19 protein-coding genes and 1 pseudogene are annotated in these 22,101 nt (G+C 58.7%); 12 read left to right on the plus strand and 8 right to left on the minus strand.

From position 1 onward, the window contains the following. Nucleotides 1-71: 71 nt before the first annotated feature. The gene (locus tag HBO12_RS05610; protein ID WP_170041695.1) at nucleotides 72-518 is read left to right on the plus strand and encodes a DUF4879 domain-containing protein; all 447 of its coding nucleotides are present in this window, start codon (nucleotides 72-74) and stop codon (nucleotides 516-518) included. A gap of 111 nt (nucleotides 519-629) precedes the next feature. Here the strand turns inward: HBO12_RS05610 and HBO12_RS05615 are convergent, their stop codons facing one another. Then, nucleotides 630-1,862, minus strand: coding sequence for an MFS transporter (locus HBO12_RS05615; RefSeq protein ID WP_169951108.1), 1,233 nt, complete (start codon nucleotides 1,860-1,862; stop codon nucleotides 630-632). A 344-nt stretch (nucleotides 1,863-2,206) separates the two neighbouring features. Between HBO12_RS05615 and HBO12_RS05620 the strand changes: the two genes are divergently transcribed. Genes HBO12_RS05620 through HBO12_RS05630 form a run of 3 tightly spaced genes read left to right on the plus strand, consistent with a single transcriptional unit; the run spans nucleotide 2,207 to nucleotide 4,837 of the window. Beyond that, nucleotides 2,207-3,646, plus strand: a complete 1,440-nt coding sequence (locus HBO12_RS05620; RefSeq protein WP_170041696.1) for a cytochrome ubiquinol oxidase subunit I — start codon at nucleotides 2,207-2,209, stop codon at nucleotides 3,644-3,646. A gap of 3 nt (nucleotides 3,647-3,649) precedes the next feature. Then, nucleotides 3,650-4,657 carry a cytochrome d ubiquinol oxidase subunit II gene (gene cydB / locus HBO12_RS05625; RefSeq protein WP_029292140.1) on the plus strand — a complete coding sequence of 336 codons (1,008 nt, stop codon included), beginning with the start codon at nucleotides 3,650-3,652 and terminating at the stop codon, nucleotides 4,655-4,657. A gap of 12 nt (nucleotides 4,658-4,669) precedes the next feature. Beyond that, on the plus strand, nucleotides 4,670-4,837 hold the full coding sequence (locus HBO12_RS05630; RefSeq protein WP_169951104.1) for a DUF2474 domain-containing protein: 168 nt from the start codon (nucleotides 4,670-4,672) through the stop codon (nucleotides 4,835-4,837). A 51-nt stretch (nucleotides 4,838-4,888) separates the two neighbouring features. Here the strand turns inward: HBO12_RS05630 and HBO12_RS05635 are convergent, their stop codons facing one another. After that, the gene (locus HBO12_RS05635) at nucleotides 4,889-6,013 is read right to left on the minus strand and encodes a methyltransferase (RefSeq protein ID WP_170041697.1); all 1,125 of its coding nucleotides are present in this window, start codon (nucleotides 6,011-6,013) and stop codon (nucleotides 4,889-4,891) included. A 178-nt stretch (nucleotides 6,014-6,191) separates the two neighbouring features. Beyond that, entirely contained in the window at nucleotides 6,192-6,902 is a 711-nt protein-coding gene (locus tag HBO12_RS05640; protein WP_169951099.1) for a helix-turn-helix transcriptional regulator, read from the minus strand. 413 nt (nucleotides 6,903-7,315) lie between these two features. Here HBO12_RS05640 and HBO12_RS05645 point away from each other — a divergent pair, with 413 nt between their 5' ends. After that, nucleotides 7,316-8,092 carry a ferredoxin--NADP reductase gene (locus HBO12_RS05645; protein WP_169951097.1) on the plus strand — a complete coding sequence of 259 codons (777 nt, stop codon included), beginning with the start codon at nucleotides 7,316-7,318 and terminating at the stop codon, nucleotides 8,090-8,092. A gap of 58 nt (nucleotides 8,093-8,150) precedes the next feature. Here HBO12_RS05645 and mscL read toward each other — a convergent pair whose 3' ends face one another. Beyond that, a complete protein-coding gene (gene mscL, locus HBO12_RS05650) occupies nucleotides 8,151-8,567 on the minus strand; it encodes a large-conductance mechanosensitive channel protein MscL (RefSeq protein ID WP_169951095.1) in 417 nt (138 codons plus the stop codon). Nucleotides 8,568-8,830: 263 nt separating this feature from the next. Between mscL and HBO12_RS05655 the strand changes: the two are divergent. Further along, nucleotides 8,831-9,043: pseudogene (locus HBO12_RS05655) on the plus strand (IS3 family transposase); the annotation flags it as partial. A 196-nt stretch (nucleotides 9,044-9,239) separates the two neighbouring features. Here HBO12_RS05655 and HBO12_RS05660 read toward each other — a convergent pair. Continuing rightward, nucleotides 9,240-9,644, minus strand: coding sequence for a lysozyme inhibitor LprI family protein (locus HBO12_RS05660; protein ID WP_169951093.1), 405 nt, complete (start codon nucleotides 9,642-9,644; stop codon nucleotides 9,240-9,242). A gap of 13 nt (nucleotides 9,645-9,657) precedes the next feature. After that, complete coding sequence (locus HBO12_RS28320; RefSeq protein WP_262376927.1) at nucleotides 9,658-12,258, minus strand: hypothetical protein; 2,601 nt, start codon at nucleotides 12,256-12,258, stop codon at nucleotides 9,658-9,660. Nucleotides 12,259-12,918: 660 nt separating this feature from the next. Here HBO12_RS28320 and katB point away from each other — a divergent pair. The 3 genes from katB (at nucleotide 12,919) to radA (ending at nucleotide 16,515) form a co-directional block, all read left to right on the plus strand. Beyond that, entirely contained in the window at nucleotides 12,919-14,460 is a 1,542-nt protein-coding gene (gene katB / locus HBO12_RS05670) for a catalase KatB (protein WP_170041698.1), read from the plus strand. A 121-nt stretch (nucleotides 14,461-14,581) separates the two neighbouring features. Next, nucleotides 14,582-15,112 (plus strand): ankyrin repeat domain-containing protein, encoded by a 531-nt coding sequence (locus HBO12_RS05675; protein ID WP_170041699.1) that lies wholly within the window; start codon nucleotides 14,582-14,584, stop codon nucleotides 15,110-15,112. A 35-nt stretch (nucleotides 15,113-15,147) separates the two neighbouring features. Further along, nucleotides 15,148-16,515 (plus strand): DNA repair protein RadA, encoded by a 1,368-nt coding sequence (radA, locus tag HBO12_RS05680; RefSeq protein ID WP_169951087.1) that lies wholly within the window; start codon nucleotides 15,148-15,150, stop codon nucleotides 16,513-16,515. Between the two features lie 65 nt (nucleotides 16,516-16,580). Here the strand turns inward: radA and HBO12_RS05685 are convergent, their stop codons facing one another. Then, complete coding sequence (locus HBO12_RS05685) at nucleotides 16,581-16,949, minus strand: PilZ domain-containing protein (RefSeq protein WP_169951085.1); 369 nt, start codon at nucleotides 16,947-16,949, stop codon at nucleotides 16,581-16,583. A 174-nt stretch (nucleotides 16,950-17,123) separates the two neighbouring features. Between HBO12_RS05685 and HBO12_RS05690 the strand changes: the two genes are divergently transcribed. From HBO12_RS05690 to yjiA, 3 genes are all read left to right on the plus strand, one after another. After that, nucleotides 17,124-19,190 (plus strand): carbon starvation CstA family protein, encoded by a 2,067-nt coding sequence (locus HBO12_RS05690; RefSeq protein ID WP_169951082.1) that lies wholly within the window; start codon nucleotides 17,124-17,126, stop codon nucleotides 19,188-19,190. 15 nt (nucleotides 19,191-19,205) lie between these two features. Then, nucleotides 19,206-19,403, plus strand: coding sequence for a YbdD/YjiX family protein (locus HBO12_RS05695; RefSeq protein WP_029292120.1), 198 nt, complete (start codon nucleotides 19,206-19,208; stop codon nucleotides 19,401-19,403). 178 nt (nucleotides 19,404-19,581) lie between these two features. Beyond that, entirely contained in the window at nucleotides 19,582-20,541 is a 960-nt protein-coding gene (gene yjiA / locus HBO12_RS05700; RefSeq protein ID WP_170041700.1) for a GTPase, read from the plus strand. Nucleotides 20,542-20,717: 176 nt separating this feature from the next. Here yjiA and glyA read toward each other — a convergent pair whose 3' ends face one another. Then, nucleotides 20,718-21,971, minus strand: a complete 1,254-nt coding sequence (gene glyA / locus HBO12_RS05705; RefSeq protein ID WP_038443507.1) for a serine hydroxymethyltransferase — start codon at nucleotides 21,969-21,971, stop codon at nucleotides 20,718-20,720. Between the last annotated feature and the right edge of the window lie 130 nt (nucleotides 21,972-22,101).

Here is a 22,101-nt window from a genome sequence, read left to right on the forward strand (position 1 = left end):
CCAGCCTCGGTTTTGTTGAGTGTGGCCTTGAGGCATACTCCGTCGACGTTCAGTCCAGGGTCATCCAAAGCATGAAAAAAGCCATCGCGTGGAGTCTAGCTCCGTTCGCCTGTATCGGCCTGTGGCTGGCGGCGGCACCGGCGTGGGGCGCGCCTGCACCGGCCTTGAGCGAGGTGCGGGTATTCCAGGTGCAGTCCCAGGCGTGCAAAGAGTCCATCGCCGAGGGCGTCGACAGCACCCGGCAGTGCCAGCACCGTGGGCCGACACAGGTCTCGGTGATGGAAGTGGGGCTGGGCAATAATTCCATCGCCACCTTTGATGGGGCGCGGCTTGCGGGGCAAAAGACCGCGATCTGCCAGGTCGGCTCCGTCAGCCAGGCCTGCAATGGCGCTGGCACATTGATGGGCTACATCTATGTATTTGACGTGGATATCCGCGCCGCCGGTTGGTTCGAGTACAGCAACACATCGATCAATGCGCCGCGCAATACCCTGAAGACTCAGCTGCGCATCCAATGATGGCCCCCTGTAGGAGCCGGCTTGCCGGCGAAAATCGTCAACGATAACGCTGGGTGCCTGGTGGCCCGTGTTGCTCTCTGGTTTTTCGCCGGCAAGCCGGCTCCGACAGGTTCAGGGCGTTTCGGCCGGGGTATGCATGCGGTCCCGCTTGGCCAGCGTCGGGAACAGCTTGATCCATACCCCCGTCACCACCAACGTCCCGACCCCGCCCAATACCACGGCTGGCACTGTGCCCAGCCAGTGGGCGGTGACGCCGGATTCAAATTCGCCCAACTGATTGGACGCCCCGATAAACAGCCCATTGACCGCACTGACCCGCCCGCGCATTTCATCGGGGGTTTCCAGTTGCACGAATGAGGCGCGGATCACCATGCTGATCATGTCTGCCGCCCCCAGCACCACCAGCACCGCCAGCGAAAACCAGAACGAGGTGGACAGGCCGAACGCGATGGTCGCTACGCCAAATACCCCGACAGCGGTAAACATCACGCGGCCCACGTGCCGGTCCACGGCAAACCGCGCTAGCCACAATGACATCAACAGCGCCCCAACCGCCGGCGCCGAGCGCAGCAGCCCAAGGCCCCAGGGGCCGGTCAGCAGGATGTCCTTGGCAAACACCGGCAGCAACGCCGTGGCGCCGCCCAACAGCACGGCGAACAGGTCCAGGGAGATCGCCCCGAGGATGTCCGGCCGGCTGCGGATAAAACGAATCCCCGCGAGCAGCGAGTCGAGGGTGGCCTTGCCCTTGTTAAGTGGGGTCTGCCGCGCGGGCAGGTTGAGGGTGAGCATGCAGGCAATCAGGTACAGCAGCACCGTCGGGCCATACACCCAGGCGCTGCCGAAGGCATAGAGCAAGCCGCCCAGGGCCGGCGCGACGATGGTTGCCGATTGCTGGGCCGACTGCGCCGCCGCCACTGCCCGTGGAAACAGGGCGCTGGGCACGATGCTCGGCAACAGCGCCTGGGTGGTGGGCAGTTCGAAGGAGCGGGCTGCGCCCAGCAGGAAGGCGAGGATAAAAATCATCTCGCGGGTGACATTGTCCGTCAGGCTGCCGATGACCAGGGCCAGGGCGATCAACGCCTGCAACGTCTGGCAAATGGCGGCGACCCTGCGCCGTTCGTAACGGTCGGCCACATGCCCGGTGTGCAGCATGAACAGCACCCGTGGGACAAATTCCACCAGGCCCACCAAGCCCAGGTCCAGCACGTTGCCGGTCAGTTGGTAGAGGTTCCAGCCGATGGCCACGGTGAGCATCTGGAAGCCGCTGGCGGTAAAAATCCGGGCCAGCCAGAACGCGATAAAAGGGCGGTGATGACGTAACAGCAGCGGGGTTTCACTGGGCATCGGCAAGGACTGGACTGAACCTGGGAAGTGCCGAGGTTAGCATCAAGCTGTAACAAATAGTTGCTGCCAGGCAAATATCCTTAGCAAGGCATCTATTTGGCTGAGTCAACCTGTCACGCGGCAAAAGACCACACAGTCCAACCTGGAAAATGGGACTACTCTTTCAACGATGCTTGATCCAGATCAATGCCGATTGCAGCGTTGGTGTGGGGGTCAAGAAGCCAGAATCCCTACGTGGTTGGTAAAAAAAGAACGAATTGCAATTCGCCACACTCCATATCCGTGGGAGCAGTGGGTGCAGGCCTCCCTGCCTGTAGCCGGTATTACCTGACAGAGGAAGACTTATGTTCGGTTTGGAGGCGCTAGATCTCGCCCGAATTCAATTCGCATTCACCATCTCGTTCCATATCCTGTTCCCGGCCATCACCATCGGCCTGGCCAGTTACCTCGCGGTACTGGAGGGCCTGTGGCTCAAGACCCACAACGATACCTACCGTGACCTCTACCATTTCTGGTCGAAGATCTTTGCCGTCAACTTCGGCATGGGGGTGGTCTCGGGCCTGGTCATGGCCTATCAGTTCGGTACCAACTGGAGCCGCTTCTCGGACTTCGCCGGCTCTGTCACGGGGCCATTGCTGACCTATGAAGTGCTCACCGCGTTCTTCCTCGAAGCGGGCTTCCTTGGGGTGATGCTGTTTGGCTGGAACAAGGTCGGGCGCAAGCTGCACTTCTTTGCCACGGTGATGGTGGCCGTCGGTACGCTGATCTCGACCTTCTGGATCCTCGCCTCCAACAGCTGGATGCAGACGCCACAAGGCTTTGAAATCATCGACGGCCGGGTGATCCCCACCGATTGGCTGGCCGTGATCTTCAACCCTTCGTTCCCCTATCGCCTGGCGCACATGGCCACGGCGGCGTTTGTCGCCACCGCGTTTTTTGTCGGATCGTCGGCGGCCTGGCATCTGCTGCGGGGCAAGGACAACCCGGCGATCCGCACCATGCTGTCGATGGCAATGTGGATGGCCCTGATCGTCGCGCCGATCCAGGCGGTGATCGGTGACTTCCATGGCCTCAACACCCTCAAGCACCAGCCGGCGAAAATTGCGGCGATTGAAGGCCACTGGGAAAACATCGGCGATGAGCCGACCCCGCTGATCCTGTTCGGCTGGCCGGACATGAAGGAAGAGCGCACCAAGTACAAGGTAGAAATCCCCTACCTGGGCAGCCTGATCCTCACCCACTCCCTGGACAAGCAAGTGCCGGCCCTCAAGGAGTTCCCGCCTGAGGATCGTGCCAACTCGACCATCGTGTTCTGGTCGTTCCGGGTCATGGTCGGCCTGGGCATGCTGATGATCTTCACCGGCCTGTTCAGCCTCTGGCTGCGCAAGGGCGACAGGCTGTACACCAACAAACCGTTCCTGTACCTGGCGCTATGGATGGGCCCGTCGGGGTTGATTGCGATCCTGGCCGGCTGGTTCACCACCGAAATCGGGCGCCAGCCCTGGGTGGTCTACGGCTTGATGCGCACGGCGGACGCCTCTTCCAACCACAGCGTGGTGCAGATGAGCATCACCCTGGCGCTGTTTGTGGTGGTGTACTTCGCCCTGTTCGGCGCAGGCCTTGGCTACATGATGCGCCTGGTGCGCAAAGGCCCGGTCACCCACGACAGCACCGAACCGGCCCACGGCGGCCCCGGGCAGCAACGTACCCCGGCGCGTCCATTGTCGGCAGCCGATGACAGCGGCGACGCCGATCACGGCGACACTCTGAACAAGGGGAATTGAGTCATGGGTATTGATCTTCCGCTGATCTGGGCCGTGATCATCATCTTCGGCATCATGATGTACGTGGTCATGGATGGCTTTGACCTGGGGATCGGCATTCTCTTCCCGTTTATCCCGGGCAAGACTGACCGCGACGTGATGATGAATACCGTCGCCCCGGTGTGGGACGGCAACGAAACCTGGCTGGTGCTGGGGGGCGCGGCATTGTTTGGCGCCTTCCCATTGGCCTACTCGGTGGTGCTCTCGGCGCTGTACCTGCCGCTGATCCTGATGCTGATCGGCCTGATCTTCCGTGGCGTGGCCTTTGAGTTCCGCTTCAAGGCCAAGGATGACAAGCGCCACCTGTGGGACAAGGCGTTTATCGGCGGCTCGCTGGCGGCGACCTTCTTCCAGGGCGTGGCGCTGGGGGCATTCATTGAAGGCATTCCGGTGGTTGACCGCCAGTTCGCCGGCGGCTCATTGGACTGGTTCTCGCCGTTTGCCCTGTTTTGCGGCGTGGCCTTGATCGTGGCCTATGCCCTGCTGGGCTGCACTTGGCTGATCATGAAGACCGAAGGCAAGCTGCAAGAGCAGATGCACAACCTGGCGCGGCCCCTGGCGTTCGTCGTGTTGGCGGTGATTGGCATCGTCAGCATCTGGACGCCCCTGGCCCACCCGGACATCGCCTCGCGCTGGTTCACCCTGCCGAACCTGTTCTGGTTCCTGCCGGTGCCGATCCTGGTGCTGGTGACCATGTATGCGCTGGTGCGTGCCGTGGCACGCAATGCCCATTACGCGCCGTTCCTGCTGACGCTGGTGTTGATCTTCCTCGGCTACAGCGGCCTGGGCATCAGCCTGTGGCCGAACATCATCCCGCCGTCGGTGTCGATCTGGGATGCCGCCGCGCCGCCGCAAAGCCAAGGCTTCATGCTGGTGGGTACGCTGTTCATCATCCCGTTCATCCTGGGCTACACCTTCTGGAGCTACTACGTGTTCCGCGGCAAGGTGACCCATGAAGACGGCTATCACTAGGAGGCTTGGACCATGACCGGTAAACCTTCACTGGACGATATCGAACAGGCCGAGAAAAAGCCGCTGTGGCAACGCCTGGGCTGGTTGGCAATGATCTGGACCGGCAGCGTCCTGGCCCTGTTCGTGGTGGCCAGCCTGATGCGCATGTTCATGAACGCCGCGGGCCTGAGCACTCACTGACATCCCATGCAGTCTTGACCCTCCTTTAATGGAGGGTTTTTTTTGCCTGTGTTATTTGCGGGCCTTGAGAATCACGAACTTTGGTGTCGCCGCCACCTGCTCCACACCACGGAACAGGCGCGCCAGCTTGCTGTGATAACCCAGGTGGCGGTTGCCGACGATGTACAACGCGCCGCCGACTACCAGCGCTTCGCGGGCCTGCTGGAACATGCGCCATGCAAGGAAATCCCCCACCACCTGCTGCTGGTGGAACGGCGGGTTGCATAGCACCACGTCCAACGATTGCGGCTCCTGGTCCGCCAGGCCGTCGCCGGGGCGAATCATCACGGGCCGCTCACCCAGGGCCGCGCGCCAGTTTTCGGCGGCCGACTGTACGGCCATATAGGACTCGTCCACCAAGGTGTACTGCGCCTCGGGGTTGTGCAGGGCGCTGGCAATCGCCAGCACGCCGTTGCCGCAACCCAGGTCAGCCACGCGGGCGTTCCCCAGGTTGTGCGGCAGATGAGGCAGGAAGGCACGGGTGCCGATATCCAGGCCTTCGCGGCAGAACACATTGGCGTGGTTGAGTAGCTCGATGGCCGGCGCGTCCAGGCGATAACGCGTGGGGTAGGGCGATACGACGCGAGGGCGATCAGCCAGGGTGGCGATCAGCAACCTGGCCTTTTTCACCGCCAGCGACGCGTGCATCGGCCCGATGTAACGCTCCAGCAGTTCACCGGCGGCGCGGGGCAGGTGCTTGACCATGGCCCCCGCGATCACTTCGGCACCTGGCGCCAATTGGTCCTGCAGGCGGATCAATTGTTCTTCGAGCAGCGCCAGGGTTTTTGGTACCCGGATCAGTACCCGATCGAAGGGCCCGCTGGGCACCTGGCTGGCAGGCACGAACGAAAGGGCATCGAAGGCCTTGCCATTGCGCATCAGGTTTTTTTGCAGGGCCTGGGCGCCGAGGAATGAATCGCCGCTGCTGGTGACATGCACATGCCCCTCAAGGCTGGCCGCCAATGCCCCAAAACTGTCATTGAGCACCAGTACGCGGGTGCTGCTGGCCGGTTGCTGCTCGGCCAGGTAGGCAAGCAGATACTCGTCGGCCGCATCGAAGGCTTGCAGCGGTTCGTTTTGCTGCTCGGGCTGGCGGATCAGGTCGAGTTGGGCGAAGGGGCTATCGAGCAGGGGCATGGCGGGGGGAACTCTGGATAATCGACGGGTGTTCCGGGCCTGGCGCGGAACCTTCTGAGTGGACTGCGACGCGGGCGTTGACGAGCGGCGTCATCACTCAGAACTGGCCGTAAATGTTACGTTTTTTTCCGGCGGATTACATTCGGTGTTTTCAACATGGGGGGCGCGCGGGCTGTACTCAAAAAAGGCCGTGTTTGACTGCCGTGATCACCGCGGCAATCTTATTGCTCACCCCCAGCTTGCGCATCGCACTGCTGATATGAAAACCGACAGTGCGCTCGGACAGGCAGAGAATTGTCGCGATATCGGCAGCTGTCTTGCCCAGTGCCGACCATTGCAGGATTTCGGTCTCGCGACTGGTGAGCTTGGTGGGGCACTGGCAGGCCGGCTCCTTGGCATAGGCCTGGGCCGCGACGGTATGCAAGGCATGGCAGATCCACAAGACCTGGCCGGCTTTCTCATACAGTTCCTGGGCTTGCACCGGTTCCTGGCGTCGTCCCAGGTTGATCATGCTGAAAAAGCCACGGAAGTCATGCACCGACTGCGCCCAGCCAAAATTGAGACCCTGGGCTTGCAAGTGAACCCACATGTCCGGCACTGCAGAGTAGGTTTTTTCTTCCCAGACGATGGGCAGCACATCGCGTTTGCAGTGGCTGACCAGCGGGTCCATATCGAAGTAATGTTCTGTTTTGTAGAGAGTGTTCCATTCACTTGGATAATTATTGAGGTGGATGTTCTTGAATGGCTGATAAACCGCATTGGAGCCCATCATAAAACCGCAATATTCAAAGCCCAGCTCATAGGTAATGTTCAGAGCAGCCTCGAACATAGTCGTCACCTCATCCTCACCTTCTAGTTTGGGTAGACGTGTGTTGCGCCAGTTGACCATTGGTAAATCTCCATGAGTCGCACATCTATTGTTCGCAACGCGGTCCCCTTAGCGTTACCGAATCGAGTGTAGGACAGCATGTAAAACCCAGATGGGAATTTTCGCACTTAGCGTTGCGTTTTTTAGCAGAACTGATCGATACCCATGGCCCTGGGCGCGCGGGCGGGGGGGCTGATGATGTGAGTGAATTTCTTTGTCATTCATTTGCTTAGGGCAGGGTTGCGACACAGTTTATGAATTTTCATGTAGGGGTTATGAGTAGGACTTAATAGCCAAATGGTTTGAATTGAAGGCAGATGGCCATCTTTTCTGTATTGGTCAGTGGAGGCACGCAGGATGTCACTACAAACCAACGGTGTTTCCAGGCGTCGCTTTGGGGGACACTAGGGGTTACCTGTAGACCGGAGCCCCCCATGACGGCCAGTGCGGAAAAATTCACACGCCAGACCCTGATCGATGTGCAGTCGTTGACCCCCAGCCTGTTTACCCTGCGTACTACCCGGGACCCGGGGTTCCGTTTCACCGCCGGGCAGTTTGTTCGCCTGGGCGTGACCAAACCCGATGGCAGCCTGGTGTGGCGTGCCTATTCGGTGGTGTCGTCGCCCTTTGATGAGTTCCTGGAGTTTTTCTCTATTGTGGTGCCCGGTGGTGAGTTCACCAGTGAGCTGAGTCGCCTGCGGGTGGGCGACGAGTTGCTGGTGGAGCGCCAGGCCACCGGTTTCTTGACCCTGAATCGTTTTGTCGATGGTCGTGACCTTTGGCTGCTGGGCACCGGCACGGGGATCGCACCATTTCTGTCGATCCTGCAGGACTTTGAAGCCTGGGAAAAATTCGAGCGGATCATCCTGGTCTACAGCGCCAGGGAAGCTCGGGAGCTGGCCTACCAGACCCTGATCAAGGAATTGGGCGAGCGCGAGTACTTGAGCGAACACGCCCATAAACTCACCTACCTGCCTATCGTGACCCGTGAGCAGCGGCCGGGTGCATTGAATGGGCGGATCACGACCCTGATCGAAAATGGCGAGCTGGAGCGTGCGGCGGGCGTAGCGCTGACGCCTTTGCATTCGCGGGTGATGATTTGCGGCAATCCGCAGATGATCGATGACACCCGGCAACTGCTCAAGCAGCGTGATATGCAACTGAGCCTGGCGCGTCGGCCAGGGCAGGTGGCGGTAGAAAACTACTGGTAGAAAAAAGGCGCCCGGTCAGGGGCGCCTTTTTCTGTGGCCGACAGGTATTGCGGGTCGGCTACAGGGGCTTGTTGTTCTGGGCCTTGAGCAGATCGCGGATCTCCCCCAGCAGTTCCTCTTCCTTGGTGGGGACCGGTGGCAGGCTTGGCGCCACGGCTTCTTCACGCTTGAGACGGTTGATGGCCTTGACACCCATGAAGATCGCGAACGCGACGATCACAAAGTCAATGACGCTCTGGATGAATTTACCGTAGGCCAGGACCACCGCAGGTGCATCGCCCTGGGCTGCCTTGAGCGTTACCGCCAGGTCACCGAAGTCTACACCGCCGATCAGCAGGCCGATGGGCGGCATCACCACGTCGCCTACGAAGGACGAAACAATTTTGCCGAAGGCGGCGCCGATGATAATACCGACCGCCATGTCGACCACATTACCTTTGACCGCGAAGGCCTTGAACTCACTGATCACGCCCATAGGTTATTCCTTGTTACAGTTGAGAGGAGAGGAACTCAGTGTAAGTCAGTCTGCAGTGACTTGCTCGACACAACTGTTAACACTGTTCGTTGCAATCGACACATTAAAACGCAAATAGTTTATGGGCGCTGGTGGTTGTGACATTTGTTTCCAGTGGTTGTGAGCCACTCAAGTTGCAACGCGGCGCATGTCGAGCACTGACCCAGCGGCCCCCAAGAATGGACTGCCCTCAGCATCGTAGACATCTCCAGCCTATGCTTGGACTGAGCCGCCGAGGAAACTGCTGGGACAATGCCGTGGCTGAGTCTTTTTTCAGTAGCCTGAAAAAAGAACGCATCCGCAAGAGGATCTACAAAACCCGGGACATGGCCCGTGCCGACGTATTCGATTACATTGAGGCGTTTTACAACCGAACGCGTCGTCACAGTCACCTGGGCGGCGTCAGTCCTGAGGCCTTTGAAAGTGCCTCACTTTGAGGCTGGAAAATGTCTACGGGAGCGGGGGTAGTCCAGCATAGGCTGGAGATGTCTACGATGCCGGGGGCAGTCCAGTCCAGCCTTCGGCTCACATTAATTGCAAATGAGCTTGCATTCGACGGCGTGGGCTCGCGTTTCATCGCGACGGGCTCACGCTACCTGCAAATGAAAATCTGGGGATTCCGGCTCCCACCATTTATAGCTTTAAATCATTCAAATAGTGGATTCTTTCAATACTTTGTCTAGCCATACAAAAATTTTTTGTCGTTTCGAATGCTTGTGTTCCAGGGTCAACCATAAAGCTTTCAATGGCGCAATTTTCATTCCTTAGAATAATCCAGGCTCTCTGTGATTTTTTTATGTGTTCTTTAAGTGAAGCACCTAACATTGGATCGATTTTATACTCAGTATCTATTTTATTGTTTAGCGCTTTGTAGGTGCTATTTAATTGAATGTCTGCATCTGTATTTTTACGTTTAGAGCATTCGTATATTCCTTGGCTATCTGTACCTATATCAGAGCAAAAAACTGGCTGTGGAGATTCTGCATAACAAGCGTATGAAACAAAAAATGATAAAGTCAAAACAAATCTTATAGTCATAATGTATCCTCTACTAATATTTTCTTAAGTAATCGGCTCGTTTCCGACCTTGCTCGTACTGGTTAATGGCGGGCGTACTTTCAATGTATGAAATCATTTCCGACCTGCTATTGCGCATGCCTGATTTCATTGGGTTAGGCCCAGTAGTAAACCCCTGGTACACAAAATCAACTAGCACATCGCGAATGGCCTGATCCAGGCTCACCCACTCAAGTCTTCCAACCTCAGAGGCAGTCCATTTATTATAAATAAAAACTGCTCTATCTATGTAGTCAGGGTAAACAATGTTAAACAGGCGTATTTGTTGGTCGCCTGTTATTTCGCCAATCAATGCTTGGTTGTTTCTTACAAAGTTTCTTGCGTCCAATCCTTTTAATCCATGCGCTAACGAAATTTTTCTGGCTTGCTCATTTTCTATGCCTGCTTGAGTCATATGAGCGTATATTTCGCTCTGTGTTCGACTCCCCATATCATAACCCCGACCTAAAGTTACTCCAGACAGATCATTTCCAGGCCAGTGAATGACTTTGCTATAGTACATTGAGCTTGATATATCATTCCCCTCAGCATTAAAGGTGATTTCACCAGCAAGTATCTTCGACCCAGGACCAATATAGGCGAATAGCCCCACCAACCCCACCGGATGAAAGTGATACACACCCCCCAACACTGGCAACCCAACCTTGGGCGCTACCTCATCCCACCAATTGATTTGCTTGATCCGCTCTTTCTCCGCGACCCAGTTCAGAAGTGGGGTTGAGCCGCTATGGCCCAGCACTTCGTCCAGTGCGTCCCACTTACTGGGGGTGTACTGCCACTCGCTGACGTAATAGATAATTAATTGCGCAAGTGCCTGCGCTTGCGCGGGCAAACCAATCGCTGCTTGAAGCTCGTCAGCGGTCATCTTTCCATCATGGTTACGGTCGATAATGTCGTACAGACGACGCATCATCGTGCCGTTATCCGCCTTATCAGCCAGAGCCCCATGGCGCTCAACTTCCCCTTCACTGAAGCGGCTAACCGCTCGGAAGAACGAGGCCAGGTATTGCCGGGGAGCGTCGTAGTTGTGAATGATTCCATACTCCTCCCACGACCAAGGATTAACCCAAGGAGTAACCCCCACTTCTTCGCGCACCCAACCGTCGAGCAACTCGTTGTTAGCGTCATGCAGCAGCCCATCGAGGTGGTACCAGTTATAAGCTTTGCGATCAGCCGTCGCCGGGATCACGATTTTATCCATGGCGCGCAGGCTATTGAGAAGGCTTTTAGGGACCAATAAATCGGCATCGCTGGGTGTATTGGCGGCGTTCAAGGTTGGGGGCTGCGTGGCGTTGAAACTCGCCTGATGCGTCACCACCGTGGTGCCCTTGGCCAGTTTCAGCCAGGTCTTGCCAGTGGCGGGCAGTCGATCTGCCCAAGCCCGGCTAGCTTCGATGAACAGACCCACGTCATCGGCGCTGAACACTTCCAGGTGCAGTTTTTTTTCCGGGTGCTGCGCACCGCCGTCTTGATACAACCCAAGGTGACCAATTAGCTCGCCGGCCTTGATGGCTATGGGGTGGTCGAGGACCACGATGCGGTCCGCCATCGGCGCACGCGCATCCTCCAGCGAATTGAAATGAATGTACTGGTTCACCCGCTCCAACTTGCGGAATTCGCCCTCACCACGGACCGTCACTTCCGTACCCTGTGGTAGCGTCGTAATAACGGTGCTACTGCCGTTCGCTTCAGCCCGGACGTTGAGCGACGGATTGCCCTTGGCCCCATACTCGTCCCCGGCGATGGGTTCCAAAAAATTCATGGAAAGGTAGCCGCATAACGAACCATCGGCGCTTTTCAGGCCGTCCGGTCCATTGGTGTTCTCCAGCTTGCGGTAATCCCCCTCTCCGGTAACGGTCACCTCCGCACCCCGCGGTAGGATGGCGAGCACTTTGCCCTGCTGCGCCTGGTTAAACACCTTCAGACCTCGTTGCTCTGGATGGCCTGGGAGTATGTCTGTCACCGTTGCCTTGATCCGACGGTTCTGCCCCTCGGGCCAGAACGCTGGGCGGGCTATGCCCAAGTCACGTTGGTAATCCGCCCAGCCCTGTAGGTGCATGTACAGGCTGTAGACGGTCAAGCTGGGCGGCGCATCCTGGCTGCCTTCGATTTTAGGCGGCTGGAGGTGGTGGCGCACTAGCACAAAATTACGTGAGAACGGCTTTGCTACGCACAGTTCATCGACGAAGTAGGTCGTGGTCGGTGAGTGCTCATCGATGCGATAAGCCACCACTTCGCCGTCCCCCAGGCAATGCACGCTGGACTGATCCAGGGTGTCAGCGGTGCCACCGTCAAAATGCACACCGCCGTGCCAGAGGCCATTGCGCCCCAACGGGTAGTAACCCGCCGTCGCCTTGGCCAATTGAGTTAACTGAAGCAGCGGATTGCGTCCGTCCTTGAAAGGATGGCTCCAGTTCCTCAGTGGTTGCAGGGCAGCGGTACTTGTTGGTGTCAGCACATGAGGCGGGACCTGATCTGCTTCTGACGGCACTAAATCCGGCGCACTTGACGCATAACTCGGGGCCACACGGTCACTGCTGAAGAAGTTAAAAACCTGAGATAGCACGTTAGCCATGCTGTATTTCACTCCTGCTTGTGCAATGGGGTGGGACCAAGGCACCCTGGAGCGGTGGTTATCGGAAGTAAATAGGACCTTTCCCAAAGTCACTCACTCCCAAAGGATTTGGTTGATCAGCAGGGCATTATCAGCTCGCGATTGGTTCGCAATCGCCGGAATGCACACGCTGGAAGGGCTTATGTTGGTTTTTGGCTCCATTGCTCCCCCTCCAAAACGAACGCTTGATGGGCTGTCAGTTGCAAACAATGTGAGCGCAAAGAGTCCGTCAGGCAGAATTAACCTGAGCAGAAAAAGCATTGATTGAGAACATGGCTAATTTCGATTACAAGCAGCTACAGCTAGCTAACTAAACTGATGACTCAAGTTGCAAATTAACCGTCTATTGGGTGAACCCCGTAAGCAGGATTTCGCCTGGCTCAGAATCACCAGCACAGGTGGCTCACATTCTCTGGAATGAGTGGTCACTATCACTGGAGTACACAAATAGTTTGCAAAGTGCCACCAATCGCGCGCGAAATACCCGGCATTTCAGTGTCTTACCACACTATTTTTTTAATCGGGTTGGTGTGGCTTTTCTATTTATCTTCTGGCGCCAGGATCACTAGCCTCTGGCAAGCACCCGTAAAAGTGCATTTAAAAAAACCAGAGGATTGCTTGATGAAAAACCTTATTAGCCGCAGGTCTATTGCTGCGCGCAATCTGCTATTGATTGCCAGTACCAGTTTGTTGTCGTTGTCGGTCAGTGCCGCCAACCTCACTCGCGATAATGGCGCGGCCGTGGGTGACAACCAGAACTCGCAGACCGCCGGCGCCAACGGCCCGGTCCTGCTGCAAGATGTACAACTGATCCAGAAGCTGCAACGCTTTGACCGTGAACGCATCCCGGAGCGTGTGGTGCACGCCCGTGGCACCGGCGCCCACGGTACCTTCACCGTCACCGACAGCCTCAGCGACCTGACCAAGGCCAAAGTGTTTGCCGCCGGTGAAGCCACGCCGGTATTTGTGCGGTTCTCTGCCGTAGTGCACGGCAACCACTCCCCGGAAACCCTGCGCGACCCGCGCGGCTTCGCCACCAAGTTCTATACCGCCGAAGGTAACTGGGACTTGGTCGGCAATAACTTCCCGACCTTCTTTATCCGCGACGCGATCAAGTTCCCGGACATGGTCCATGCCTTCAAGCCGGACCCGCGCACTAACCTGGATGATGACTCCCGGCGTTTTGACTTCTTCTCCCATGTTCCCGAGTCCACCCGCACACTCACTGAGTTGTATTCGGACTCCGGCACCCCCGCCAGTTATCGGGAGATGGACGGTAATGGCGTACATGCCTACAAGTTGATCAATGCCAAGGGTGAAGTGCACTACGTCAAGTTTCACTGGAAGAGCCTGCAGGGCATCAAGAACCTGGACCCCAAACAAGTTGTCGAGGTCCAGGGCCGTGATTACAGCCATATGACTAACGACCTGGTTACTCATATCAACAAGGGCGACTTCCCCAAGTGGGACTTGTATGTGCAAGTGCTCAAGCCTGAAGAGCTGGCCAAGTTTGATTTCGACCCACTGGACGCCACCAAGATCTGGCCCGATGTTCCCGAGCGCAAAGTCGGGCAAATGGTGCTGAACCGCAACCCCGGCAACGTGTTCCAGGAAACCGAGCAAGTGGCCATGGCCCCGGCGAACCTGGTACCGGGTATCGAGCCGTCGGAAGACCGCATGCTGCAAGGTCGGGTGTTCTCCTACGCCGATACGCAGATGTATCGCCTGGGCGCCAATGCCCTGCAACTGCCGATCAACGCTCCACGGGTCACCGTCAACAACGGTAACCAGGATGGCGCGATGAACGTCGGCAAGACCAGCACTGGCGTGAACTATCAGCCAAGCCGCCTGGTACCCCGGGAAGAGCCGCAAAGCGCGCGTTACAGCCAGATGCCCCTGGCCGGCAGCACCCAGCAAGCGAAGATCCAGCGTGAGCAGAACTTCAAGCAGGCGGGCGATTTGTATCGGTCCTACAGCAAGAAGGAACGCCAGGACTTGATCGACAACTTTGGCGGCTCCCTGGCGACCTCGGATGACGTCAGCAAACACATCATCCTGTCGTTCCTCTACAAAGCTGACCCGGAGTACGGCACGGGCGTGGCCAAAGTAGCCAAGGGCGACCTGGCGCGAGTCAGGGCGCTGGCTGAAAAGCTGACGGACTAACGGCACATCTCCCTGTAGGAGCTGGCTTGCCGGCGATGAGGTCGCTGAAGACGATGGTGATCTTTGGGGGGCCATCGCCGGCAAGCCGGCGCCTACAAGGGACCTGCAGAGGATGTTGATTATGCGTAGCTTTATAGGGGCCCTACTGGCCTGCTGGTCCTTGAGCGTGCTCGCCGACCCACAGGCCCTCAAGGCGCAGTTGCAGGACTACTACTTCGACGCCGCCCGGCGTGGCGACGTGGAAATGCTCAAGACTTTTATCGAATCCGGTTATTCCCTCAATACCGTCGATGGCAAGGGCTACACCGCACTGATCCTCGCCGCCTACCACGGCCAGGCCCCTGCTGTGGAACAACTGTTGGCGGCCGGTGCCGATGCCTGTGTCCAGGACAATCGCGGCAATACAGCGCTGATGGGCGCGATCTTCAAGGGCGAGTTGAGCATTGCCCGGCGTTTGCTGGGTACCGCCTGCAACCCCGACCAACGCAACGGCGCCGGACAGACGGCGGCGATGTACGCCGGGCTGTTCAAGCGCGTCGAACTGCTCGATGCACTCAAGGCCCAGGGCGCCGACCTGAATGCCGAAGACCCGCTGGGCAACAGTGCTACACGATTGGCCAACGGTGAAATCCGTACCGCAGCGCCGCGCTGAGCTATCATCGCGGTTTTTCGGTTGGAGGTTCTCAGATGGCAAAGGCCAAGCGCATGTACGGCTGCACGGAGTGCGGCGCGACCTTTCCCAAATGGGCGGGCCAGTGTGGCGAATGCGGGGCGTGGAACACCCTCACTGAAACCATGATTGAAAGCGGCGGGGCTGCGGCGCCCAGCGGGCGCTCCGGCTGGACCGGGCAGCAAGCCCAGATCAAGACCCTGGCAGAAGTCAGCGTCGAGGAAATCCCGCGTTTCTCCACCGCGTCCGGCGAGCTCGACCGGGTGCTCGGCGGCGGCCTGGTGGACGGCTCGGTGGTGTTGATTGGCGGCGACCCGGGTATCGGCAAGTCGACCATCCTCCTGCAGACCCTGTGCAGCATCGCCAGCCGCATGCCGGCCCTGTACGTCACCGGCGAAGAATCCCAGCAACAAGTGGCCATGCGCGCCCGCCGCCTGGGCTTGCCCCAGGACCAACTGCGGGTCATGACCGAAACCTGCATTGAAAGCATCATCGCCACCGCCCGCGTGGAAAAACCCAAGGTGATGGTGATCGACTCGATCCAGACAATCTTCACCGAGCAACTGCAATCGGCGCCGGGTGGGGTGTCCCAGGTGCGGGAAAGTGCGGCGTTGCTGGTGCGCTACGCGAAGCAGAGCGGCACGGCGATTTTCCTGGTGGGCCATGTCACCAAGGAAGGCGCGTTGGCCGGCCCGCGGGTGCTGGAGCATATGGTGGATACGGTGCTGTATTTCGAGGGTGAGTCCGATGGACGCCTGCGCCTGTTGCGGGCGGTGAAAAACCGTTTCGGCGCGGTCAACGAGCTGGGTGTGTTCGCCATGACTGACCGGGGGCTGAAAGAAGTCTCCAACCCTTCGGCGATCTTTCTTACTCGCGCCCAGGAAGAAGTACCGGGCAGCGTGGTGATGGCGACGTGGGAAGGCACCCGGCCGATGCTGGTGGAAGTCCAGGCCCTGGTGGACGACAGCCACCTGGCCAACCCGCGCCGCGTGACCCTGGGCCTGGATCAGAACCGCCTGGCGATGTTGCTGGCGGTGTTGCATCGCCATGGCGGGATTCCGACCCATGACCAGGACGTGTTCCTCAACGTGGTGGGCGGCGTCAAGGTGCTGGAAACCGCATCGGACCTGGCATTGATGGCGGCGGTGATGTCCAGCCTGCGCAATCGACCGTTGCCCCATGACCTGCTGGTATTTGGCGAAGTGGGCCTGTCGGGCGAAGTGCGCCCGGTGCCCAGCGGCCAAGAACGGCTCAAGGAAGCTGCCAAGCATGGCTTCAAGCGCGCCATCGTGCCCAAGGGCAACGCGCCGAAGGAGGCGCCGCCGGGGTTGCAGATTATTGGTGTGACCCGACTGGAACAGGCACTGGATGCTTTGTTCGAATAACCCGCAACACCACAACGCCCTGTGGGAGCGGGCAAGCCTGCTCCCACATTGATGTGTGCACATCGTCAGATGTTGAGCAGCTCGCCCAGCTCCCGATGCAGCTCCTCCTCATCCCCCAGATTGAGCTCGATCAACCTGCGCAAATGGCTGATCGAGTCCAGATCGATATGCTCGCAGACAAACCCCAGTTGCCCCTGGTCGTCATGGCTCAGCCGCACTTGCATGCGCACGTCCGTGTCGGCGTCCAGGTGAATGTCCACATCAAAGGGCTCGTCACCCTTGCCCAGCCACGGCGCAGGCTTTTGCACCAGCAAGCCCTTGAGCGATAAATCCACCAGTTGCACCGGCCATTGCTGGCCGTTCTGCTTGAGTTCGGTCTTGGCATCGAAGGCAATCCGCCGAAAACGGCGGCGATCTGACGGCTGGTCGCTCATGGTGAAACCCTCTGTAGATACAGGGATTGTAGCCTTGCGCCATTATTGGGCGTTTATTTCGCTTTTTTTTCGCCCCGGCAAGGCTCTAGACCAACGTAGGGGGCTGGTCTTTAGGGCACAGCGCGCTAAACTCGGACTGGCTGTCTTTCTGTCCAACCTGGCTGGAATATAAAAATGAAAAATAATAATAGCCTGCTACGCCATCTACCCTGGCTGTTGCTGGCAATCGTAGGAGCGTGCGCCCTGGGCGTAGTGGCTTTGCGTCGCGGCGAGGCGATCAACGCCTTGTGGATTGTAGTCGCGGCAGTCGCCATTTATCTGGTGGCTTATCGTTACTACAGCCTGTTCATCGCAAATAATGTGATGCAACTCGATCCACGGCGGGCCACCCCCGCGGTGATCAACAACGACGGTCTGGACTATGTGCCGACCAACAAACACATTCTGTTCGGTCACCACTTCGCGGCCATCGCGGGTGCGGGACCTCTGGTCGGCCCGGTATTGGCGGCGCAGATGGGCTACCTGCCGGGTACGCTATGGCTGATTGCCGGCGTGGTGCTGGCGGGGGCCGTGCAGGATTTCATGATCCTGTTCCTGTCCACCCGTCGCAACGGCCGTTCCCTGGGGGACATGGTCCGCGAAGAGATGGGCCGCATTCCCGGGACCATCGCGCTGTTTGGCTGCTTTTTGATCATGATCATCATCCTCGCGGTGTTGTCGCTGATCGTAGTCAAGGCCCTGGCCGAAAGCCCGTGGGGCATCTTCACGGTGATGGCGACCATCCCGATCGCGATGTTCATGGGCGTCTACATGCGTTACATCCGCCCGGGCCGCATCGGCGAGATCTCGATCATTGGCGTGCTGTTGCTGCTGGGCTCGATCTGGCTGGGCGGGCAGATTGCTGCTGATCCGGTATGGGCCAAGGCCTTCACCTTCACCGGGATCCAGATCACCTGGATGCTGGTCGGCTACGGATTCGTGGCTGCGGTATTGCCGGTGTGGCTGATCCTGGCCCCGCGTGACTACCTGTCTACATTCCTGAAAATCGGCACCATCATTGCCCTGGCAATCGGCATCCTGGTCACCATGCCCGACCTGAAAATGCCGGCACTGACCCAGTTTGTCGATGGCACCGGTCCGGTCTGGAAGGGCGGCCTGTTCCCGTTCCTGTTCATCACCATCGCCTGTGGCGCGGTATCGGGTTTCCACGCACTGATTTCCTCGGGCACCACGCCCAAGCTGTTGGCCAATGAAGCCCACTCGCGCTACATCGGTTATGGCGGCATGTTGATGGAGTCGTTCGTCGCCATCATGGCCATGGTTGCCGCGTCGGTGATCGAGCCAGGCGTGTACTTCGCCATGAACAGCCCTGCGGCGATTGTCGGCACCGATGTGGTGACTGTTGCGCAAACCGTCAGCAGTTGGGGGTTCGCGATTACCCCGGAAGCGCTGCAAGCGGTGGCCAATGACATCGGTGAAACCACCATCCTGGCCCGTGCCGGCGGTGCGCCGACCCTGGCGGTCGGCATCGCGCAGATCCTGCACAGCGTGCTGCCGGGTGAAAACACCATGGCGTTCTGGTACCACTTTGCGATCTTGTTCGAAGCGCTGTTCATCCTGACCGCCGTTGACGCCGGGACCCGTGCCGGGCGCTTCATGCTCCAGGATCTGCTCGGCTCCTTCGTCCCGGCGCTCAAGCGTACCGAGTCGTGGACTGCCAACCTGATCGCCACCGCCGGCTGCGTGGCGATGTGGGGCTACTTGCTGTACCAGGGCGTGATCGACCCGCTGGGTGGCATCAATACCTTGTGGCCACTGTTCGGCATCTCCAACCAGATGCTGGCCGGTATCGCGCTGATGCTCGCCACGGTTGTGCTGATCAAAATGAAGCGCCAGCGCTACATTTGGGTGACCATGCTGCCGGCTGTCTGGCTGCTGATCTGCACCGTGACCGCCGGCCTGATCAAGCTGTTCGACGCTAACCCGGCGATCGGCTTCCTGTCGTTGGCGAAAAAATACAGCGATGCGTTGGCCAACGGGCAGATCCTGGCCCCGGCGAAGAGCATCGACCAGATGCAGCACGTGATCTGGAATGCCTACACCAACGCCACGCTGACGGTATTGTTCCTGTTCGTGGTCTTCAGCATCCTGTTCTATGCGATCAAAGTCGGCGTGGCCGCCTGGGGTACCAAGGAACGTACGGATAAAGAAGCACCATTCCAAGCCATGCCGGACGCGTGATAGAGGGTTGCAAACATGTTCAATGACATTGGTCGCCTCGGTAAATACCTCGGTCAGGCAGCCCGCCTGATGGTCGGCATGCCCGACTACGACACCTACGTCGAGCATATGCAAACCAAGCACCCGGACAAGCCGATGATGGACTACAAGGCGTTCTTCCGGGAACGCCAGGAAGCCCGTTACGGCGGCAAGGGCGGGCCCAAGTGCTGTTGAACCCATAGGCTTGGGCCTATGTGATCCCCTGTGGGAGCGGGCTTGTGTGGGAGCGGGCTTGCTCGCGATAGCATCACCTCGGTATACCAGGTAGACCGAGTTGCCTGCATCGCGAGCAAGCCCACTCCCACACAGGCCCGCTCCCACATTTGTTTTGTGTTTCCTCAAGGAGAATATTTTGTCCTCTCCCATCCCCGTCACCGTCCTCAGCGGCTTCCTCGGCGCTGGCAAGACCACCTTGCTGCGCCACCTGCTCAAGGCCGAGCACGGCTTGAAAATCGCCGTGATCGAAAACGAATTCAGTGACGCCGGCATCGACACCCAGCTGCTGGGTGATGAACCGGTCCAAGTCATGACCCTGTCCAACGGTTGCGTGTGCTGCACCATCCACACCGACCTGACCAAGGCCCTGTACCTGCTGCTCGAACGCCTGGACAGCGGCGAAATCGCCTTCGACCGCCTGGTGATCGAATGCACCGGCCTGGCCGACCCGGCGCCGGTGGCCCAGACCTTTTTTATCGATGAAGAACTGCGCGAGCGCTATCTTCTCGACGGCATCATCACCCTGGTGGACGCGGCCCACGCCGAGCACCATCTGACCCAGACCATCGCCCAGGCGCAGATCGGCTTTGCCGACCGCCTGCTGGTGAGCAAGCGCGACCTGGTCGACGACGCCAGCTTCGAGGCCCTCAGCCAGCGCCTGAGCCGAATCAACCGTCGCGCGCCGATCCGTGTGGTGGAACATGGCAAGATCGACTTGGCTGAACTGCTGGATGTGCGCGGCTTCAACCTCAACGCAGGCATGACCTTGCGCCCGATCAGCCAGGCGCCGTCCATCGACCGCATTTCCAGCCTGGTACTGCGCACCGACCAGCCGCTGGATATCGACCGCCTCAGCGAGTTCATGAACGAGTTGCTGGAAGAGCACGGCAAACAACTGCTGCGCTACAAGGGCGTGCTGAACATCGCCGGTGAAGATCGACGCATGGTGTTCCAGGGCGTGCTCAAGCTCTACGGGTTCGATTGGGACACCGAATGGGCCGAAGGCGAGCCGCGGGAAAGCGTGATTGTGTTTATTGCCGATGAGTTACCGCAAGAGAAGATTCGCGCGGGCTTTGCGCGGGTCTACCAACCCTGACTTGAAACGCGACCAGTGTAGGAGCTGGCTTGCCTGCGATAGCGGTAGACCAGTCAATGATGAGTTGGCAGACCCACTGCTATCGCAGGCAAGCCCGCTCCCACATGTTGACCGCGTTCCAACAGGCATAAAAAAGCCCGGCTCAAGAGCCGGGCTTTTTATTCAAGCGCCTGCAATCAAGCGCCGTATACCGGCAGCTTCTTGCAGATGGCCTTGACCTTCTCACGGACCGCGTCAATCACGGCTTCGTTGGAAAGATCGGCCAGGATGTCGCAGATCCAGCCAGCCAGTTCCTTGCACTCTGCTTCCTTGAAGCCACGAGTGGTCACGGCCGGGGTGCCGAAGCGCAGGCCCGAGGTGACAAACGGCGAACGTGGATCGTTCGGTACCGAGTTCTTGTTCACGGTGATGAAGGCTTTGCCCAGGGCAGCGTCAGCATCTTTACCGGAGATGTCCTGCTTGATCAGCGACAGCAGGAACAGGTGGTTCTCAGTACCGCCGGACACCACGTCAAAACCGCGCTCGATGAACACACTGGCCATGGCCTGGGCATTCTTCACCACTTGTTGCTGGTAAGTCTTGAACTCAGGCTGCAATGCTTCCTTGAAGCAGATCGCTTTAGCGGCGATCACGTGCTCCAGCGGGCCACCTTGGGCGCCCGGGAAGACGGCGGAGTTGAGCTTCTTCTCGATATCGGCGTTGGCACGAGCCAGGATCAGGCCGCCACGTGGACCGCGCAGGGTCTTGTGGGTGGTGGTGGTCACCACGTCAGCGTAAGGCACCGGGTTCGGGTAGACGCCAGCGGCGACCAGACCGGCCACGTGGGCCATGTCGACGAACAGGTAGGCGCCAACTTTGTCAGCGATCTCACGGAAGCGTGGGAAGTCGAGGATCTGCGAGTAGGCAGAGAACCCGGCCACGATCATTTTTGGCTTGTGCTCGACCGCCAGGCGCTCGACTTCGTCGTAGTCGATCAGGCCGTTGCCGTCGATGCCGTACTGCACAGCGTTGTACAGCTTGCCGGAGGAGGAAACGCTGGCACCGTGGGTCAGGTGACCGCCGTGGGCCAGGCTCATGCCCAGGATGGTGTCGCCGCCTTGCAGCAGGGCCAGGTAAACGGCCGCGTTGGCTTGGGAGCCGGCGTGTGGCTGGACGTTGGCGTAATCGGCGCCGAACAGTTCCTTGGCACGGTCGATGGCCAGTTGCTCGACGATATCGACGAATTCGCAACCGCCGTAGTAACGCTTGCCCGGATAACCTTCGGCGTACTTGTTGGTCAGAACCGAACCTTGAGCCTCCATCACCGCAGGGCTGGTGTAGTTTTCCGAAGCGATCAGCTCAATGTGCTCTTCCTGGCGCACAGCTTCTTGCTCCATGGCGGCAAAGAGATCGGCGTCGTACTTGGCAATAGTCAAATCACGGCTGAACATGGCGGTCCTCAAGGATCGGGGGCAGAAAAGAGGGGCATTCTAACCCAATGGGTTTTAGATGGCATATGAAAGGACATCATGTCGCGGACAAGTGGCGTTCATCCAGAGATGGATGGCGTATTTGAGGGCC

The organism is Pseudomonas sp. WS 5059 (genome assembly GCF_012985525.1).
GTDB lineage: Bacteria > Pseudomonadota > Gammaproteobacteria > Pseudomonadales > Pseudomonadaceae > Aquipseudomonas.

Coding starts and splice junctions, on each gene's coding strand:
- HBO12_RS05610 (WP_170041695.1), top strand. CDS start 72: ATGAAAAAAGCCATCGCGTGGAGTCTAGCTCCGTTCGCCTGTATCGGC.
- HBO12_RS05615 (WP_169951108.1), bottom strand. CDS start 1,862: ATGCCCAGTGAAACCCCGCTGCTGTTACGTCATCACCGCCCTTTTATC.
- HBO12_RS05620 (WP_170041696.1), top strand. CDS start 2,207: ATGTTCGGTTTGGAGGCGCTAGATCTCGCCCGAATTCAATTCGCATTC.
- cydB (WP_029292140.1), top strand. CDS start 3,650: ATGGGTATTGATCTTCCGCTGATCTGGGCCGTGATCATCATCTTCGGC.
- HBO12_RS05630 (WP_169951104.1), top strand. CDS start 4,670: ATGACCGGTAAACCTTCACTGGACGATATCGAACAGGCCGAGAAAAAG.
- HBO12_RS05635 (WP_170041697.1), bottom strand. CDS start 6,013: ATGCCCCTGCTCGATAGCCCCTTCGCCCAACTCGACCTGATCCGCCAG.
- HBO12_RS05640 (WP_169951099.1), bottom strand. CDS start 6,902: ATGGTCAACTGGCGCAACACACGTCTACCCAAACTAGAAGGTGAGGAT.
- HBO12_RS05645 (WP_169951097.1), top strand. CDS start 7,316: ATGACGGCCAGTGCGGAAAAATTCACACGCCAGACCCTGATCGATGTG.
- mscL (WP_169951095.1), bottom strand. CDS start 8,567: ATGGGCGTGATCAGTGAGTTCAAGGCCTTCGCGGTCAAAGGTAATGTG.
- HBO12_RS05660 (WP_169951093.1), bottom strand. CDS start 9,644: ATGACTATAAGATTTGTTTTGACTTTATCATTTTTTGTTTCATACGCT.
- HBO12_RS28320 (WP_262376927.1), bottom strand. CDS start 12,258: ATGGCTAACGTGCTATCTCAGGTTTTTAACTTCTTCAGCAGTGACCGT.
- katB (WP_170041698.1), top strand. CDS start 12,919: ATGAAAAACCTTATTAGCCGCAGGTCTATTGCTGCGCGCAATCTGCTA.
- HBO12_RS05675 (WP_170041699.1), top strand. CDS start 14,582: ATGCGTAGCTTTATAGGGGCCCTACTGGCCTGCTGGTCCTTGAGCGTG.
- radA (WP_169951087.1), top strand. CDS start 15,148: ATGGCAAAGGCCAAGCGCATGTACGGCTGCACGGAGTGCGGCGCGACC.
- HBO12_RS05685 (WP_169951085.1), bottom strand. CDS start 16,949: ATGAGCGACCAGCCGTCAGATCGCCGCCGTTTTCGGCGGATTGCCTTC.
- HBO12_RS05690 (WP_169951082.1), top strand. CDS start 17,124: ATGAAAAATAATAATAGCCTGCTACGCCATCTACCCTGGCTGTTGCTG.
- HBO12_RS05695 (WP_029292120.1), top strand. CDS start 19,206: ATGTTCAATGACATTGGTCGCCTCGGTAAATACCTCGGTCAGGCAGCC.
- glyA (WP_038443507.1), bottom strand. CDS start 21,971: ATGTTCAGCCGTGATTTGACTATTGCCAAGTACGACGCCGATCTCTTT.